The organism is Oryzomonas sagensis, from assembly GCF_008802355.1.
GTDB classification, from domain to species: Bacteria; Desulfobacterota; Desulfuromonadia; order Geobacterales; family Pseudopelobacteraceae; genus Oryzomonas; species Oryzomonas sagensis.
In genome coordinates, this window is the sequence record NZ_VZRA01000003.1 from 102,882 (window position 1) to 120,418 (window position 17,537).

The window sequence follows — 17,537 nt, forward strand, 5'->3', positions numbered from 1 at the left end:
GGATACGCAAGGTCGCCATATTCGCCAAAAAGCATGACCCGCGCTGCCAGGGGGTTGCCGACGACCTCATCAACTGGCTGGAGGAGAGGGGGTGCCGCCCCCTGGTGGAGGCGCATCTGGCCCGCCACATCGGCTACCACCAGGGAACCACGGCCGAGAACATCCGCGAGCAGGCCGAACTGGTGGTGGTGCTGGGAGGGGACGGCACGCTGATCTCGGTGGCCCGGCTCTTCAGCGGCAGGGAGGTCCCCATCGTGGGGGTCAACCTGGGGAGCCTCGGCTTTCTGACCGAGGTGACGGTGGAGGAACTCTACCCGGTCCTGGAACTATGCCTGAAGGGGCATCCCCACGTCTCGGAGCGGATGATGCTGGAGGTGAGCGTCCGCCGGGAGGGGCGGGAGATCGAGAAGCACCATGTGCTGAACGATATCGTCATCAACAAGGGGGCGCTGGCCCGGATCATCGACCTGGAAACCAAGGTCAACGGCCATCCCCTGACCACCTACCGGGCCGACGGGCTGATCATCTCCACGCCCACCGGCTCCACCGGCTATTCCCTGTCCGCCGGCGGTCCCATCATCCACCCCCAGATGAGTTGCATCGTCATTACCCCCATCTGTCCCCACACCCTGACGAACCGCCCCATCGTGGTTTCCGATGCGTCCAATGTTTCCATTACCGTAGCGTCGTCCTACGACGAAAAGGTCTACCTGACCCTGGACGGTCAGGTAGGTTTCGAGTTGATGGAAAAGGATTCGGTGGATGTGCGGGCCGCTCTCAAAACCACCGCCCTGGTCATGTCCCGCAGCCGGGATTATTACGAGGTGCTGCGGACCAAACTGAAGTGGGGAGGGCAGTAGTGGTGTTCCGGCGTACGTTGTGGAGCGTGACCCTATGTTGACCGACCTGACCATCAAGAACATCGCCATCATCGACACCCTGCATATCTCCTTCAGGCAGGGGCTCACCGTGCTGACCGGCGAAACCGGCGCCGGCAAGTCGATCATCATCGATGCCGTCGGCCTCATCATGGGGGGGCGCGCCTCGGCCGACCTGATCCGCTCCGGGGCCGACGAAGCGGTCGTTGAAGCGCTGTTCGACATATCGGGCCAACCCGAGGTGGCCCGGAAACTCCGGGATTCGGGATTTGACTGCGACAACGAGCTGCTCGTGAAACGCTCCATCTCCCGGGCCGGGAAAAACCGGATTTTCATCAACGCGAGCATGGCCACCCTGGCGCTGCTCACCGACATCGCCCCCCGCCTGATCAATATCTACGGCCAGCATGAGTCCCAGACCCTGCTTCGCCCGGAGAACCATCTCCTGCTCCTGGACGCCTACGCCGGGTTGACTCCGCAGCGGGAGGAGTTCGCCCGAAGCTTTGAACGCTTCCGCGCCCTTCAGGAGCGTCTTGCGACCCTGGATGAAGAGGAACGGGAGGCGGAACGGCGGCTCGATCTCCTGTCGTACCAATCCGATGAGATCGGCCGGGCGGAGTTGCGGGCCGGGGAGGAGGAGGAGTTGGAGGCACGCCGCCAACTGCTTGCCGGTGCCGAAAAGCTGGGGAGCGTCAGCGCAGAGGCCTTTGAACGGCTCTATGAGGGGGATGGGGCGATCCTCGGGCAATTGCGGCGCATCAAAAACTCCATCGCCGAGATCTCTGCCATCGACCGCAGTCTGGAGGGAGTGGCGGCCTCCCTGGAAAACGCCTACCTGCAGGCGGAGGATGCCGCCATCATGCTGCGCGATTATGCCTCCCGCATCGAGGCCGACCCCCTGGCGTTGCAACAGGCCGACGACCGCCTCGACCTGATCCACCGGCTCAAAAGGAAGTACGCCCCCACTGTGGAGGCTATTCTCGAATTCAAACAGGGGCTCGATCGCGAGATAGAAACGTTGATGAATCGGGAACAGGACAAGCACAACCTGGAAGAGGAACGGGAGCGGCTTGCCCATGACGTGCGAAAGCGGGGAAACGACCTCACAAAGCGGCGTGCGGCCGCCGCGGGCGCCCTCTCCAAGGCGCTGGCCGCGGAGGTCCACCAGCTTGCCATGAAGAACGCTGTTGTGGAAACGCTCCTGGAACCGTTGGCGGAGCCGCGTTCCACGGGGTACGAACGGGTTGAACTCCTCTTCTCACCCAATCCGGGCGAGCCGCCCCGGCCCCTGGCCCGGGTCGCCTCCGGCGGCGAGTTGTCGCGGCTTATGCTGGCATTCAAACAGGTGCTGCCCGAAGGGGATGTGCCGACATTGATCTTTGACGAGGTGGATACCGGGATTGGCGGCGCAACCTCGGAGATGGTGGGACAAAAGCTTAAAAAGGTCGCTTCGGTTCAACAGGTGCTCTGCATCACCCACTTGGCGCAGGTGGCTGTTTTTGCCGGTCAGCATCTGCGGGTGGAGAAACAGGTGGCAAACGGCAGAACGACCACCCGGGTCGTTCCGCTGGTGGCCGGCGAGCGCACCCATGAGGTCGCCCGGATGCTGGCCGGCGCCAAAATTACCGATTCGGCCCTGACCCACGCCGCGGAGCTGCTGGCGGCAACCGGCGGCTAACCAGCCTCTCTCATTGACTCAGAAAAAAGCTGTTCACCACAAAGGCACAAAGGTCACAAAGTTACACAAATAATTTAAATAAGTTATGTGGTAATTTTATAGTGGGCCGGACTCGCCTTTTGAGTGAATGCCGGTTTATCGATAACTCTTTGTGTTCTTTGTGCCTTTGTGGTGAATGGTTGTCGTCTTTAGGCTGATTGTCCAAGCTGTTCGGCGATCCTGGCATGAACCTGCCGTATGGCGCGATAACGCTCATCCTGAAGGACCGTTTCCGGGGCGTCGGCATCCACGGGATGCACCGCCAGCCAGGTTTCTTCACGCAACGAGCCCTCATACCCTGCCAGGGATTCATTCAAGAGCAGGAAGAGCCGGTCGTTCATACCGTCGAATTCCCCCTCGCTGAACCCCTGCATCGACAGTTCCTTCCTGAAAAGCTGGTCCCCATCATGGCTGAACTGCCGATAATCGAGCAGGGCCGTTGCCCCCTGGGATTGGGGCAAGAACAGGGAGACCGTTTTCTGCGCCCGGTCGGCAATCACCATGCGCGCTGCGCCGTAGGCCTGGGATTGGTCGGTCATGCCATAGAGCGCCGCGCAGAGCAGGTCGGTGAAACAGTCGCTATGCAGGAAGCCGCGGCTGGCCCGGTCGGACGACTCGTAATAGAATCCCCGCCGCTCCGGCTGCTCCGACAGGAGCGCCCCGCAGACCAGGCAGCGCTCGGCAAGCCCCTCCAGCCGGGCAAGGTACGACTCCTTCTTTTTCCCTTCCTTTTCCCTCAGCCAGGCCGCATACAGACAGGAGCGGGGCTCCGGGGTGGCATCGTAATTCCGCAGAATATCCCGGGCGATCTCGGTGAACTGGCCGTGGACATCGGTGCCGCGGGCATGGGTCAGGATCGGATAGATCTTGCCGTCCGGGTTGGTATTGAGGCTCTCCACCTTGGGACTTTTGGAAATGTAGGTATCCATGCAGCGGTAGCCGCGATTTATGGCAAAGGCCCGCAGCAAAGTCTTCTGGTCCTTGAACAGCCCGTCGAATTTGATGCGTGAGTCGATCAGGCAGGGGATGAGCGAGAGCGATTTCTTGTCGATGCCGCGCTGGTCGAACAGGGCGAAGATATTCTTGCAGTTCTCCAGGCTGGGCATGTCCTTGACCGGGATCAGCACCCGGTCGGCGGCATAGAGGGCGTTCTGGGTCAGGATGTTCAGGTCCGGCCGCGTGTCGATGATGACGATGCCGCCAAAGCCGCATTCGGCGAACATGCGCGTCAGGCTCATGGGGCCCCGGAAGTTTTCGTTCATCTCCCCCAACTCGGTCGAGGAAGGGATATAGCTGACGCCGTACTGGCCGACATGTACCAGTTCCCGTGCCGGGACACCCTTCAGCATCTCGAAGACCGTGCCCGTCAGATTCTGGCCCGGCAGCTCGAACATCCGGTCAATGGTGAAGTGGTTGTCGAAGGAGAAGATCGTGACCGGCAGGTCGTCGCGCATGGCCTTCAGGTAGATGGCCAGGTTGGAAGCCAGGGTGGTTTTGCCGACCCCGCCTTTTTCCGAAGAAATGGTAATGATGTAGGGATAGTTCTGCATGCATATCCTTCAAAGCAGTGTTGATACCGGGAGGAAAGGCGAACCTATTTGACCAGGGCATCGATCGACTTGAGCAGCTTCAGGAGCGTCGGCAGATCGTCCAGGGGGATGGAGTTGGGGCCGTCGCACAGCGCCTTGTCCGGGTCTTCGTGCACCTCCATGAAGATCCCGTCTATGCCCGCCGCAACGGCGGCACGGGAGAGGTATTCCACGTACTCCCGCTGGCCGCCGGAACACTCCCCCTGGCCTCCGGGAAGCTGCACGCTGTGGGTGGCGTCGAAGATGACCGGGAAGCCGGTGGCGCGCATGATCGGGAAGGTGCGCATATCCACCACCAGATTGTTGTAGCCGAAGGAGGCGCCCCGTTCGGTGAGGATGATATTCTCATTGCCCGAGGCCACCGCCTTGGCGGCCACGTTTTTCATGTCCCAGGGGGCCAGGAATTGCCCTTTTTTGATGTTGATGACCCGGCCGCTCTGGGCCGCCGCTATAATGAGGTCGGTTTGCCGGCAGAGAAAGGCCGGTATCTGCAGCACGTCCAGCACTTCTGCCGCCGGCGCCACCTGCTCGATGGAATGGATATCCGAGAGCACCGACAGGCCGAGGGAGTCCTTCACCTTGGCCAGGATCTTCAGGCCGTCCTTGATGCCCGGTCCCCGAAAACCGCCGATAGAGGTGCGGTTGGCTTTGTCGTAGGACGCCTTGAAGATGAGCGGTATGGACAGGCCGTTGCAGATGGTCAGCAGCCGCTCGGCGTGGCGCAGGGTTGCCGCCTCCGACTCGATGACGCAGGGGCCGGCCACCAGCACCAGCGGCCTGCCTCCGCCAATCTTCACATCGTTGATTGCGATCTCGCGGGTCATGGTTTACCTCTTATTGCGGTACGCAAGTGCCGCCCCGACGAAGGCCCGGAAGAGCGGGTGGGGCTGGAGCGGTTTGGATTTGAACTCGGGATGGAATTGGCACCCCAGGAACCAGGGGTGGTTGGGGAGTTCGATAATCTCCACCAGATCTTTGTCCTTGTAGATGCCGGACAGGATCATTCCTTTTCCCGTGAGGGCGGAACGGTATTTGTTGTTGAATTCGTAGCGATGGCGATGCCGCTCGGAGATCTCGGTGGCGTTGTAGGCCGCATGGGCGAGGGTCCCCTTGGTGACGGCGCAGGGGTATGCCCCGAGCCGCATGGTCCCCCCCTTTTTGCTGACGGATTTCTGGTCCTCCATAAGATGGATGAGTGGAGAGCCGCAGTCCGAGAACTCGCTTGAACAGGCATCCTTGACGCCGCAGACGTTGCGGGAAAATTCGATGACCGCCATCTGCAGCCCCAGGCAGATCCCGAAGAAGGGGATGTTTGCGGTGCGGGCGAACTGGATTGCGATGATTTTCCCCTCGGTCCCGCGCTCGCCGAACCCGCCCGGCACCAGGATGCCGTCCACATCGTCGAGATGGCCGTCAATGCCGTCCCGTTCGATCTTTTCCGAGTCGACATACTTGAGGTATACCCGGCAGTCGTTGGCGATGCCGCCGTGGGTCAGGGCCTCGGCCAGGGATTTGTAGGACTCGGTCAGGTTGACGTACTTGCCGACCACCGCGATGCGCACCTCCCCGTGGCTGGGGTGCCGCAGGGTCTCCACCACATCCTGCCACGGGGTCAGGTCCGGTTCCTTGGTCCAGATGTTGAGCTTGTCCACCACCTGTTCGTCCAGCCGCTCCTTGTTGAGCGACTGGGGCACGGCATAGATGTGTTCCGAGTCAACCACCGGGATGACGTCCTTCTCTTCGACGTTGCAGAACAGGGCGATCTTTTTCTTCATCTCCTGGGGCAGTTCCCGCTCGCAGCGGCAGAGCAGGATATCGGGCTGGATACCGATCTTGCGCAGTTCCATGACCGAATGCTGGGTCGGTTTGGTCTTCAGTTCTCCGGCGGTGCGGATGTAGGGCACCAGGGTAACATGGATATAGAGGGTATTGCCGTGGCCGCGGTCGTAACGGAACTGGCGAATCGCCTCCAGGAAGGGGAGGGATTCGATATCGCCCACAGTACCCCCCACCTCGACGATGGCCACGTCCGCCCCTTTGGCGTTCTCGATGATCTTGTTCTTGATCTCGTCGGTGATATGGGGGATGACCTGTACCGTGCCACCCAGGTAGTCGCCGCGCCGCTCCTTGTCGATAACGGAGAAATAAACCTGGCCGGTGGTGAAGTTGCTTTTCTTGGAGAGGCGGGCGTTGGTGTAGCGTTCGTAGTGCCCCAGGTCCAGATCGGTTTCGGCGCCGTCGTCGGTGACAAAGACTTCGCCGTGCTGGAACGGAGACATGGTGCCGGGGTCCACGTTGATATAGGGGTCCAGCTTCTGCATGGTAACGCGCAGACCGCGCGCCTCGAGCAAGGCGCCCAGGGAAGCGGCCGCCAGTCCTTTGCCGATGGACGAGACAACCCCGCCGGTGATGAAGATAAACTTGGTTTTCATAAAATCTGCTCCTGTGGAAAAGGCTAGAAAATTATTGCGTCACTATGCGGTAGCGCTCCTGCGCCTTGGCCAGGTCATCGGGGGTATCTACACCGATGGATTCGAACTCCGTTTCGATCACGCGGATATGTATGCCGTTCTCTATGGCCCGCAACTGTTCCAGTTTCTCCGAGATCTCCAGGAATGTCGGCGGCATGGCGGCGTACTCGAGCAGAAAGTCCCGGCGGTAGACATAGAGGCCGACATGCTTGTAGCAGAGCAGTTTGCCGTTGGCAAAGGATTCGTCTTTCAGGTCCTGCCACTTGTCCCGGAAAAAGGGGAGGGGGGAACGGGAAAAGTACAGGGCGCAGCCGTCGGCGCCGGTCACCACCTTGACCACGTTCGGACTCAAAAAGTCGTGCAGGCACTTGATGCGCGTCTTCAGGGTCCCCATCTTCAGGGCTGGGTCATGGAGAAAGGGCTCGATGGCCTGGTCGATCATCTCCGGGGAGATGAGCGGCTCATCGCCCTGTACATTGACGATGATATCCGTATCCAGGCTGTGCGCCACCTCTGCCAGACGGTCGGTGCCGGTCTCGTGGCTGGTGGAGGTCATGACCGCCTCGCCGCCGATCAGCCTGATGGCATCGGCGATGCGCGTGTCGTCCGTTGCCACGATGACCCGCGAGACCAGGGATGCTTTGCACGCCCGTTCGTAGACATGCTGGATCATCGGTCTGCCCCCGATATCGGCCAGGGCCTTCCCCGGAAAACGCGTGGAAGCGTATCGGGCGGGAATGATTGCTGTGATTTTCATACTGACGTGACCTTGCAAGGAATTTCGAGTGGTACACCACGGGGCGGATTCAAAGGAAAACAGGCAAACAAGGAGCATGGCAGCGCCGTACGAACCGGTACGCCGAAAAAACGCCAGGAAGCCTGCAAGCGTGTTGTTTGAATGCGCCCTGGAATCAGGCATGTCCTATGGTAGGACATAATAGGCTACCTCAAAAAGAATGGGGTGTCAAGGATGGAAAGGCTTAGCTTTAGCCCGGCTGCCGCACCGGACCATGTCGTCGGCGCATCAGTGGGCTATGACGCCGGACCGCCAGTTGAAGGCCTCGAGTTGGGCTGTCAGGAGTTCGTCGAGTGTTATGCCGCACCGCTCGAGTAACGGCGTGACCGCGTCGAAATCGGTCACTTCCAGTTTTTCGGCAAGCAGGAGCAGTTCGCCCAGTCGCCCGGAGCGATCGAGGAGGGCGGCGCATATCTCCTCGTTGAGGTTGAGGTTCGAGATGATCTCGTCCATGGGCGTTTCGAACAGGACATCGAGAAGGGACAGGATGCCGGTCATAAAGGCCTCTTCCGATTGTTCGGAGGAAGAGGCGTGTTGCAGCTTTTGCAGCACCAGTGTTTCCATCAGGCGCCCCCGTACCGCCGCCATCTCCAGGAGCGGATTGTCGATGCCGCGGGAATCGTTGCCGGAGAACAGGGATAACTGGATCCAGCGCCGCAGGTGGTTGGTCCCCAGCATGAGGATTGCGTGCCGGAGGGTTTTGATCTTTTCGCGCATGCCCAGGGCAACGGAGTTGACCAGACGCAGAAGGTTATAGGAGAGGCTCGGGTTCTCCTTGAAGGTCTGTTCCAGCTCTTCGGGGGGGGCGTCCATGGTAAGCTGTTGGAGCAAGGTGAGCATGGCCCTGCTCGAGACATCGAACCGCTTTTTGTTGAGCACCACCGGACGTTCGAAAAAATACCCCTGAAAGTAATCGAAGCCAAGTGCGGCGCAGGTTTCGAACTGTTCGAAGGTCTCGACCTTTTCCGCCAGGAGCTTAAGCGGCCACTGACGCAGCTTGCGGACGATCTCGGGAAGTTGTTCCGGGCTGGTTTCCAGGATATCGATCTTGACGTAATCGACAGCGGAGTAGATCTCGTGATATTTGGGGCTGTACACATGGTCGTCCAGGGCCAGCTTGAAACCGAGCTTTCTCAACTCGCGGCAGCGCTCGGCAACATGGTCGTCGAGCTCGATGGTTTCCAGAAGTTCGAGAACCGATTGCCTAATGGGGAGCAGTTCGAGCAATTCCGAGAGAAACAGGCCGAGGTAGACGTTGATGAAACCGAATTTTCCGCCCAGGACCTCCTGGAGGCCGAAATTCGACAGGGCGCTGGTGATGACGCTGGTGCTGGCCTGGGAGCAGCTTTCGAATTCCGCGCGGTTTACCGTGGTGGCGCGGAAGAGCAACTCGTAGCCGACGATCTCCTGTTTGCGGTTGAGGATCGGTTGCCGGCCCAGAAAGAAATTTTCGTTGTTCTGCCCCATAGCGTTAACCCGTTACCCGCACAGCTTCAGTACTTCCGTGGCAATGTTCTGAAGTGAGAGCGTCCTGTGGACGCCGCCCCGCTTGACCGCTTCGTTCGGCATGCCATACACCACGCAGGTCGCTTCATCCTGGGCCAGGGTCATTGCGCCGGCGTCGAACAGTTCCTTCATGCCGTGGGCACCGTCGTCCCCCATGCCGGTCATGATGACGCCCACGGCGTTTTTCCCCGCGTAGCGCGCGGCTGACCGGAACAGGACATCCACCGAAGGACGGTGGCGGGACACCAGGGGGCCCTCCTTGATCTCCACATAATACCGGGCGCCGCTACGTTTGAGCAGCAGATGGTGGTTTCCCGGCGCGATCAGTACCCGCCCGCGGACCACCGAATCGTTGTCGGCCGCCTCCTTTACCGTTACGCGGCAGATGCCGTTGAGGCGCTTGGCAAAGGCGGCCGTGAAATGTTCCGGCATGTGCTGGACGATGACGATACCCGGGGCATTTTCCGGCAGCATTTCGAGAAAGGTCTTGAGGGCCTCGGTGCCGCCGGTGGAGGCCCCCACCACCACGACCTTTTCCGTGGTCTGTATCATGGCCCGGGTCGTGGGTTTTTCCATGATGACATCGGCGGACAGCTTGGGGGGCACCGTGTGGGTCGCCCGCATTGCCAGCGGCCGGGGCCTGGACATGGCCGCCGCCTTGATCGTATCGCAGATGCGGACCCGCGATTCCTCGATAAACTGCTTGGTCCCCATCTTGGGCTTGGCGATGATCTCGACCGCGCCGTACTCCAGGGCCTTGAGGGCCGTTTCGCTGCCCGAATCGGTCAGGCTTGAGCACATGACCACCGGGATGGGGTGCTGGGTCATGATCTTCTGAAGAAACGTCAGGCCGTCCATGCGCGGCATCTCGACATCGAGTGTGATGACGTCCGGGACACCTTCCTTCATGCGCTCCGCTGCCACAAACGGGTCTGAGGCGGCGGCCGTGACCTCGATGTGGGGGTCAGACGACAGGATTTCGGTCAACGCCTGCCTGACGAGGGCAGAGTCGTCGACGATCAGCACCTTGATCCTGGTCGTCATGATGATCTCCTCTTGGTAATCTGGACGCCGATCATCAGAAGATCTTTCGTACCTGGCGCACGAAAACCTCGCCGCTGCGAGAATAGAAAAACAGCTTTCTGCCCTGGTTGCCGCCGGTATCGGCCGCCGATACCTTCAGGCCGAGCCCGTCGAGCGCCTGCAAGGCGGCTTCGATGTTCTGGCCCCCAACCGACCCCGCTCCGTCGTTGCGGACGGTGAAGTTGAGCACGTTCGCCCCCCCGAAGAGCTTGGCCTCGATGTCGTTTGGGCCGCCGCACAGGGCGCTTATCCGGTTATACAGATATGATACGGCTCTGTCCACATAACGAAAATCATCCTGCTCCGCTTTTCCGCCGGGGAGCATGGCGTGGCAGATGGCCCCTACGCCGATCCGGGGCGCATGCAAAATCACCGCAACGCAGGAACCGAGCACCGTGGAGACAAGGGCAGGGCTCCGGGCGACGAAAATCTCCCCGGGTTTCAAGTATACGTTGCACACATGCTTGTCGTACAGGTTTTTCATAGTTTCCGATACACGGTCGATGCCACCGGCGTCAAGGGGACATTCAGGCCGCTCAAAGTTTCGGAGTGCCCGAGAAAGAGATACCCCCCGGGGACCAGTTGGCGGCAGAATTTGTTCAGCAGCCGCTCTTGGGTCGGCTTGTCGAAATAGATGATGACATTGCGGCAGAAGATGATCTCCATCTGTTCCCGCATGCCGAAATCCTCCATGAAGTTCAGGCGCCTGAACTGGACCAGGGAACGCAGGTGGGGAGCCACACGTACCAGCCCCTTGCTCTTGTCGCGGCTTCTCAGTAGGTATTTTTTCTTCATCTGCAAGGGGATGGGGTCGACGCGATCTTCGGTGTAGATGGCGTTTTTTGCCTTTTCCAACACCGCCGTCGAGATATCCGTTGCCAGGATGGAAACGCGAAACCCGGGATTGTTCGCCATGAACTCCGATAGGACCATGGTCAGAGTGTACGGTTCTTCGCCGCTGGAACAGCCGGCGCTCCATATCTTGAGCGGCGACCGGTAACCGGCCTCCCGCGCCTCCACCAGCGCAGGAAGCGCCGATTTCACAAGGTAGTCGAAATGGGCGGGCTCCCGGAAGAAATCGGTCTTGTTGGTCGTCACCACGTCGATCAGGTGGATCAGCTCACTGCTCTTCTCCGCGCCGCTGAAAACGTGCTCCGCGTATTCCTCGAAGGTACGCATGCCGAGGGCTTTGAGCCGCTTTTGCAAGCGGGCCTCCAACATGGTCTTCTTGGCCGCCGGCATCTTGATGCCGACCTCGTCATAGATAAAACCGCTGAACCTGTTGAATTCCCTGTCTTTGAGTACTGCAGGAATACCGGGGGTATGGAAGGCCTCGTCGTGCGGGTTCATAAAAGCGTTCCAATACGGGGAGAGGTCATAATCGACCGCCGGTGCACACTCATAGGCCATCCCTGTCAAGAAGAATAGTGTTCGTAAGAAGCTCCAGCTCGTGGGGGAGTTGGGCGGTCCATTGTGCACAGTCGTCCAGATTGCCGCCGTCAAGGCTCGACTGAATGTGGCTGCACAGATGTGCGAGACGCTTGGCGCCGATGGTCTCGGCGGATACCATCAATCTGCGGATGTGCCTTTTGGCCGCCTCCGTATCACCGGCCCTGACAAGGTCGGCAAGATGATCGATCAAATGAGGGGCTTGGTCGATGAACATGTCAACAAGCTCATCATAGAGGGGGCGGACCCCCCCCAGGTTCTCCAGCGCCTCTTCTTCGTCCAGGATGGGGAGCGTTCCGCAGGCTTCCAGTTCTGACCCTTCACCGGGGGGAAGGACGCAAAACAGGCCGCACACCGCCCGCAACTCCCTGGCCGACATCGGCTTTGAAAGATACCCGTTCATGCCGACACTACGGCACTTGTCCTGGATCGCCTTGAGGGAGTAGGCGGTCAGGGCGATGATCGGCACAGTGCCCCCGCCGACGGCTTGCTCCTCTTCGCGGATTTTGAGGGTGGCCACAAAACCGTCCATCTCCGGCATGAGGATATCCATCAGGATGAGGTCGTAACTTCCGCTTCTGGCCTCGTCCACGGCGTCGCGGCCGTTATCGACGCAGTGGACCTGCACGTTGCCCTTTTCCAGCAGCTTGCGGATGCTGACTTGGTCCAAGGTGTTGTCTTCGGCCAGGAGGATGCGCGGTATTTTATCGTCCGCAAGCCCCGCCTGGGGCGACGTGGGATAACTCCATACCTGGTATTTTATCGCTTCGTGCTGCATGGTCGTTGCTGCCCCGCCATACGTGGAATCGGGCTGTCACCCCACGTCCTGCTGCACCGTGTACAACTCTTCATCGGTAAATATTTTATCGCTGTCCAGGATCATGATGAATCTGTTGTCGTGTTTGCCCATGCCCTTGATGAAGTCGGTGTTGAGGTGGGTGCCGATGTGGGGCGCGGCCTCGATCTGCTCCGGCTCCATCTCGATCACCTCCTGAACCGAGTCGGCCAGAACACCCAGGATAAGGGTCTCGTCCTCCAATTCCACCTCCACCACGATGATACAGGTGTTGACCGTGCGCTCGGTGGCCGACATGCCGAATTTGAGCCGCAGGTCGATGACCGGGACGACGCTGCCCCGCAGGTTGATGACCCCCCGCATGAAGTCCGGGGTCTGGGGCACCTTGGTGATGCCGGTGTACTCCAATATCTCCCTGACCTTGGCCACGTCGAGGGCAAAGACCTCCTCGTCGAGCTTGAAGGTGAGATACTGGACCGTTTCGATGATGTCCGCTGCACTCATGGCGCCCCCCTAGAATTTCTCGAATTCGTCGTCAAGACGATCCGGCCCCGGGGTTCCCAGGTCGAGACTGATCCCGCTGCCTTTGCGGACCGCCGGCGCGGAAACGTTCCGGGCGACGTGGGCGATTTGGACGTTCTTGCGGGCCGGACGAGGGCTCTGCGAACCCCGGGACTGGCCTGCGTCGATGCGGAAGAAGCTGATGGAATCCTTCAACTGCTCGGCCTGACCCGAAAGCTCTTCCGAGGTGGAGGCCATCTCCTCGCTGGCCGAGGCGTTCTGCTGGATGACGCTGTCCAGTTGCTGGATGGCCTTGTTGATCTGCTCGGCCCCAGTGTCCTGCTCCTTGCTGGAGGCGCTGATCTCCTGCACCAGTTCGGCGGTCTTCTGGATGTCCGGCAGCATCCTGTCCAGCATGTCGCCGGCGGCCTCGGCCACCTGGACGCTGCGGGTGGAGAGCTCGCTGATCTCGCCGGCCGCTGCCTGCGAGCGCTCGGCCAGTTTGCGCACCTCCGAGGCGACCACGGCAAACCCCTTGCCGTGCTCCCCGGCCCGGGCCGCCTCGATGGCGGCGTTCAAGGCCAGCAGGTTGGTCTGGCGGGCGATCTCCTCGATGATGGAAATCTTGGTGGCGATCTCCTTCATGGCCCCCACGGTCCCGGCCACGGCTTTGCCCCCCTCCTTGGCGTCGCTGGCGCTCTTGACCGCGATTTTCTCGGTCTGGCCCGAGTTGTCGGCGTTCTGCTTGATGCTGGAGGTCATCTCCTCCATGGAGGAGGAGATCTCCTCGGCGCTGGCCGCCTGCTCGGTGGCCCCCTGGGAGAGCTGCTGCGCCGTGGCGGAGAGTTCCTGGCTGCCGGAGGCCACATTGTCCGCCGCGGCGATCACGTCACCCACCACGTGTTTGAGTTTCTCGACCATGTTCCTGATGGCTTCCATCAATTGGCCGGTCTCGTCCTTGCTCCTGACCTCCACCGCGACGGTCAGGTCCCCCGCGGCCAAGGCGTTGGCCACACCCACGGCTTCAGTGAGCGGACGCACGATGCCTCGCGTCAGGAATAAGGCCACGAAAACCGCAAACAGTATGGCCGCGCCGCCGATGACGAGTATCCACATACGGGCGGTCTCGTAGGTCTTGACCGCTTCCTCGTGACGTATCCGGGTGCGTTCCTTCTGGTGATCGCTAAAATCATGGAGAAAACCGATCCACTTTCTGGTCGCTGGACGGGCCTCTTTCATCATCAAAGATGACGCCTCCGTGTTTTTCCCGGCCAGGGTGAGTTCAAGCACCTTGCTGTTCAAGGTGCGCGCCGCGGCCTGGCCCTCCTTGATCTTGGCAAGCAATTCCAGGCCTTTCGGGTCCTCTTTCGTGGTCAGGCTTTCGATCTTTTTGAAACCCTCATTGTACTGGTCGCGCTGTTCCTGAATATTTTTTCCGTATTCCTGGCGTTTCTCGGCATTCTCGTCGATGATCGCATTGCGGAGGTTTACCGATACCTCGTAGACATTGTTCAACATATCGCTTGTCAACTCTGATCGCATATTGTTGACCTTGACGATGCGCTCCAGTTTCCCCTGGATCTGCCCCATATCGGAGATGCCGATCCAAACCAGCGCAAACATAAGCGCCAATATGATGCCAAATCCAAATGCGAGCCGTTTTCCAATTTTCATGTTGTTGAGCATGCTGTCGCCTCCTTGATGATGTTTGTCATTATACTGCAATCAAAAATACCACGGGGTGGGATGCCCGCTTAACACGGCGCATTATCGGCAATTATTGAAACCACACGTTGCATAGCACCCCAAAAATTTTTTGTACTGTTCACATTGGGATAGCGGAGGATACCCCGCCCTGTTCAAGGGTTTCGACCGACTGGAGCAAGAGCCCCATGTCGAGGATCAGGGCCACGGTGCCGTCTCCCAGGATCGTGGCGCCTGAAATGCCTTTGATGTCGCGATACATCCGCCCCAGGGACTTGATAACCGTCTGGTGTTCGCCGATGACGCTGTCCACGACAAAGCCGACCTTGGTGCCGTGGATGTTCGTGATGACGATCTGTTCGATGTCCGGACGGTTGGCGGAGATGCTGAATTGATCCCGGAGCGGGATATAGGGGACGATGGCGCCGCGCACGTTGGCCAGATGGCGGCCGTGGGCCTCCTCGATGTTGTCCCGGGTGAGTTCGACGCATTCCTCGACCGACGAGAGCGGCATGACGAAGTAGTCGGGGCCGATGCGCACCAGCAGGCTTTCGATGATGGCCAGGGTCAGGGGAATCTTGAGCGTGATGGTGCTGCCCGTCCCCTGCGCCGTGGTGATGTCGATGCTGCCGCGAAGCCCTTCGATGGCCTTCTTGACTACATCCATGCCCACGCCGCGGCCCGAGACGTTGGTTACCTTGGCTGCGGTGGAGAAACCGGGGGCAAAGATCAGATTGTAGATCTCCTTGTCCGACAACTCGGCAGTGGCCGCAATAATCCCCCGCTCCACGGCCTTGGAGCGGATGGCCTCCTTGTCGAGTCCCGCCCCGTCGTCGCGGATGGTGATCAGGACACTATCCCCTGAGTGCATCGCCCCCAGGTGTACGGTCCCCTGGGCCGGTTTGCCGGCGGCCAGACGCACGTCGGGCATTTCGATGCCGTGGTCGATACTGTTGCGGATCAGGTGCACCAGGGGGTCGTTGAGCCGCTCGATGACGGTTTTGTCCAACTCCGTTTCCGCCCCTTCGGTCTCCATCTCGATTTCCTTGCCCAGTTCCTGGGAAAGGTCGCGCACCAGGCGCTTGAACTTGCTGAAGGTGGTGCCGATGGGCAGCATGCGGATGTTGAGGGCCGTATCGCGCAGGTCGTTGGTCAGGCGTTCCACCTCCTCGGCGATGGAGGCGAAATCGGTGTTGCCGTGAAGGGCCGCCGTCTGGCTGAGATGGGCCTGAACCGTGACCAGTTCCCCCACCAGGTTGACCAGCAGGTCAAGCTTTTCGGCGGGCACGCGGATGCTGGAGGTCGATTCCTGTGTGGCCCGCTCCTGGCGCACGTTCTTGACGTGCTGCTGTTCCACCAGGGCAGACTGCACCTTGTCGGGCGTAATGGCCCCGACGGCAACCGCCAGCTCTCCAAAGCGTTTTTGGAGTCCGAGGATCTTCTGGATTTCCATCGGGCTCAGGTCGCCGCGCTCCACCAGGATATCGCCCAGTTTCTTATAGTCCAGGTCCGTATCGCCGGTGCCGCCGTCGTCGATCAAATCCACCTTCAATTCGCAATCGTCCTCTATGAAGATGAAGACATCCTTGATGGCGTCCATACCACGCGCGGTGGTCAGGATGATATCCCAGTAAATGTAGCAGAGTTCGGGGTTCATGTCGTTCAGCACAGGGACGCCCGCGGTGTGGGCCACCACATGGCAGGTCCCCAACTCGCGGAGTTCATTGATCAAGCCCAGCGGTTTTGTGCCGGACAGGAAAATTTCCGGGCACGGTTTGAAGCGGATGCGCCAGGTCTTCAACGTCTCGGCCCCGGCGTCAGGAGCGGGCTGACTCTGGACTGGCGGTGGACTCGGTTCGTTCGGGGATGACGGAACGAGCTGTTTGAGTCCGGCAATAACCGCCTCGCCTTCGGCGCGGTCGGACTCCTCCCCGGAAACGGATGCGTCCAGGAGGCTCTTGATGTGATCCCGGGCGCGCAGGGTCAGGTTCAGGAGCAGTTTCGAAACCGTCATCTTGCCGTTGCGTACCAGATCGAAGACCGTTTCCACCTCGTGGGTAAATTGGGCGACCTCGTCGAAGCCGAACATGGCGCCCGACCCCTTGATGGTGTGCATGGCGCGGAAGACCCTGCCGATCAACTCCTCGTCCGTGGGGTTCTCTTCCAGTTCGAGAAGCGACGTTTCCAGTTCCGCCAGTAGTTCGTTCGCCTCTTCCCGGTACGTGACAATATGCTGTTCGATCATGATAGTGGGCCTCGTGCGGCTAGGGTATGTGTCGAAGCGACAGCGATCACCCGAGAACCTTCTTGATGACGGCTATAAGCTGCTCGGGTTTGAAAGGCTTCACGATCCAGCCGGTTGCGCCGGCGGCCTTGCCTTCCGATTTTTTGCCGTCCTGGGATTCGGTGGTCAGCATGATGATCGGGATGAACTTGTTGAGCGCCCCGGCCCGAACGCCCCTGATCAACCCCAGGCCGTCGACGTTCGGCATGTTCAGGTCGGTAATCAGCATATCTACCTTTTGGGAGGAAAGCTTGGCCAGGGCGTCTTTGCCGTCCACCGCCTCAAGAACGTCATACCCGTTTTGTTTGAGGGTGAAGCTGACCATCTGCCGGACACTGGCCGAATCGTCGGCCGTCATTATCAGTTTTGCCATTATTTCATACCTCCGAACCAAATGCAGGATGAGTTTCCGTTGTGACTGCACGGGCTGTTCTGGCATGCCCCGATCCCGTCCTTCAATTCCAGCAGGCACGCGGGGAGGTGCCCCGCAAAGGTGAATACCTTGCCGGCGGCTGCTGCCGTCTTGCATGCGGAGCAGATCAACTGCAAGCCCGGTATGTCGATCTCTTGCACCTGTGTCACATCCAGGACGACCTGCTGCGCGCCGGCAAGGGCGTCCCTAAGGGTTTGGCAGAATTCGCCGCTCCGTTCGATGGTCAAGGCGCCATCGATGGCCAGTGTTCTGGCCGAAGCATCCGCCGTTCTTTTCGGGTCACATGCTTTTCGTTCCATCATGCCATTCCCCCTCGCTCATGTGTCATGT

At 60.0% G+C, this 17,537-nt stretch carries 16 protein-coding genes; 2 read left to right on the forward strand and 14 right to left on the reverse strand.

The window, feature by feature from the left end; genetic code table 11:
* The first annotated feature begins 2 nt into the window (after positions 1 to 2).
* Entirely contained in the window at positions 3 to 860 is an 858-nt protein-coding gene (locus tag F6V30_RS11305) for an NAD(+)/NADH kinase (RefSeq protein ID WP_151157537.1), read from the forward strand.
* Between the two features lie 34 nt (positions 861 to 894).
* Positions 895 to 2,556, forward strand: a complete 1,662-nt coding sequence (gene recN, locus F6V30_RS11310) for a DNA repair protein RecN (RefSeq protein WP_151157072.1) — start codon at positions 895 to 897, stop codon at positions 2,554 to 2,556.
* Between the two features lie 188 nt (positions 2,557 to 2,744).
* Here the strand turns inward: recN and F6V30_RS11315 are convergent, their stop codons facing one another.
* The 14 genes from F6V30_RS11315 to F6V30_RS11380 form a co-directional block, all read right to left on the reverse strand.
* Complete coding sequence (locus F6V30_RS11315; protein WP_151157073.1) at positions 2,745 to 4,145, reverse strand: ParA family protein; 1,401 nt, start codon at positions 4,143 to 4,145, stop codon at positions 2,745 to 2,747.
* 44 nt (positions 4,146 to 4,189) lie between these two features.
* Positions 4,190 to 5,008 (reverse strand): 3-deoxy-8-phosphooctulonate synthase, encoded by an 819-nt coding sequence (gene kdsA, locus F6V30_RS11320; RefSeq protein WP_151128710.1) that lies wholly within the window; start codon positions 5,006 to 5,008, stop codon positions 4,190 to 4,192.
* 3 nt (positions 5,009 to 5,011) lie between these two features.
* Entirely contained in the window at positions 5,012 to 6,616 is a 1,605-nt protein-coding gene (locus F6V30_RS11325) for a CTP synthase (protein ID WP_151128711.1), read from the reverse strand.
* Positions 6,617 to 6,647: 31 nt separating this feature from the next.
* Positions 6,648 to 7,412, reverse strand: coding sequence for a 3-deoxy-manno-octulosonate cytidylyltransferase (kdsB, locus tag F6V30_RS11330; RefSeq protein WP_151157074.1), 765 nt, complete (start codon positions 7,410 to 7,412; stop codon positions 6,648 to 6,650).
* A 267-nt stretch (positions 7,413 to 7,679) separates the two neighbouring features.
* Positions 7,680 to 8,918: an EAL and HDOD domain-containing protein gene (locus F6V30_RS11335; RefSeq protein WP_151157075.1), complete on the reverse strand. Its 1,239-nt coding sequence runs from the start codon at positions 8,916 to 8,918 to the stop codon at positions 7,680 to 7,682.
* Positions 8,919 to 8,930: 12 nt separating this feature from the next.
* The gene (locus F6V30_RS11340) at positions 8,931 to 10,001 is read right to left on the reverse strand and encodes a protein-glutamate methylesterase/protein-glutamine glutaminase (protein WP_151157076.1); all 1,071 of its coding nucleotides are present in this window, start codon (positions 9,999 to 10,001) and stop codon (positions 8,931 to 8,933) included.
* 34 nt (positions 10,002 to 10,035) lie between these two features.
* Positions 10,036 to 10,524, reverse strand: a complete 489-nt coding sequence (locus F6V30_RS11345; RefSeq protein ID WP_151157077.1) for a chemotaxis protein CheD — start codon at positions 10,522 to 10,524, stop codon at positions 10,036 to 10,038.
* Complete coding sequence (locus F6V30_RS11350; protein ID WP_151157078.1) at positions 10,521 to 11,390, reverse strand: CheR family methyltransferase; 870 nt, start codon at positions 11,388 to 11,390, stop codon at positions 10,521 to 10,523. The genes F6V30_RS11345 and F6V30_RS11350 overlap by 4 nt, the downstream gene beginning before the upstream one ends.
* Before the next feature lie 49 nt (positions 11,391 to 11,439).
* On the reverse strand, positions 11,440 to 12,267 hold the full coding sequence (locus F6V30_RS11355) for a response regulator (RefSeq protein ID WP_151157079.1): 828 nt from the start codon (positions 12,265 to 12,267) through the stop codon (positions 11,440 to 11,442).
* A gap of 36 nt (positions 12,268 to 12,303) precedes the next feature.
* Entirely contained in the window at positions 12,304 to 12,789 is a 486-nt protein-coding gene (locus F6V30_RS11360) for a chemotaxis protein CheW (RefSeq protein WP_151157080.1), read from the reverse strand.
* A gap of 9 nt (positions 12,790 to 12,798) precedes the next feature.
* Positions 12,799 to 14,472: a methyl-accepting chemotaxis protein gene (locus tag F6V30_RS11365; RefSeq protein WP_151157081.1), complete on the reverse strand. Its 1,674-nt coding sequence runs from the start codon at positions 14,470 to 14,472 to the stop codon at positions 12,799 to 12,801.
* A gap of 139 nt (positions 14,473 to 14,611) precedes the next feature.
* Complete coding sequence (locus F6V30_RS11370; protein ID WP_151157082.1) at positions 14,612 to 16,735, reverse strand: chemotaxis protein CheA; 2,124 nt, start codon at positions 16,733 to 16,735, stop codon at positions 14,612 to 14,614.
* Positions 16,736 to 16,781: 46 nt separating this feature from the next.
* Positions 16,782 to 17,147, reverse strand: coding sequence for a response regulator (locus F6V30_RS11375; protein WP_149309197.1), 366 nt, complete (start codon positions 17,145 to 17,147; stop codon positions 16,782 to 16,784).
* Positions 17,147 to 17,509, reverse strand: coding sequence for an STAS domain-containing protein (locus F6V30_RS11380; protein WP_151157083.1), 363 nt, complete (start codon positions 17,507 to 17,509; stop codon positions 17,147 to 17,149). Before F6V30_RS11380 ends, F6V30_RS11375 begins: the two co-directional genes overlap by 1 nt.
* Positions 17,510 to 17,537 lie beyond the last annotated feature (28 nt).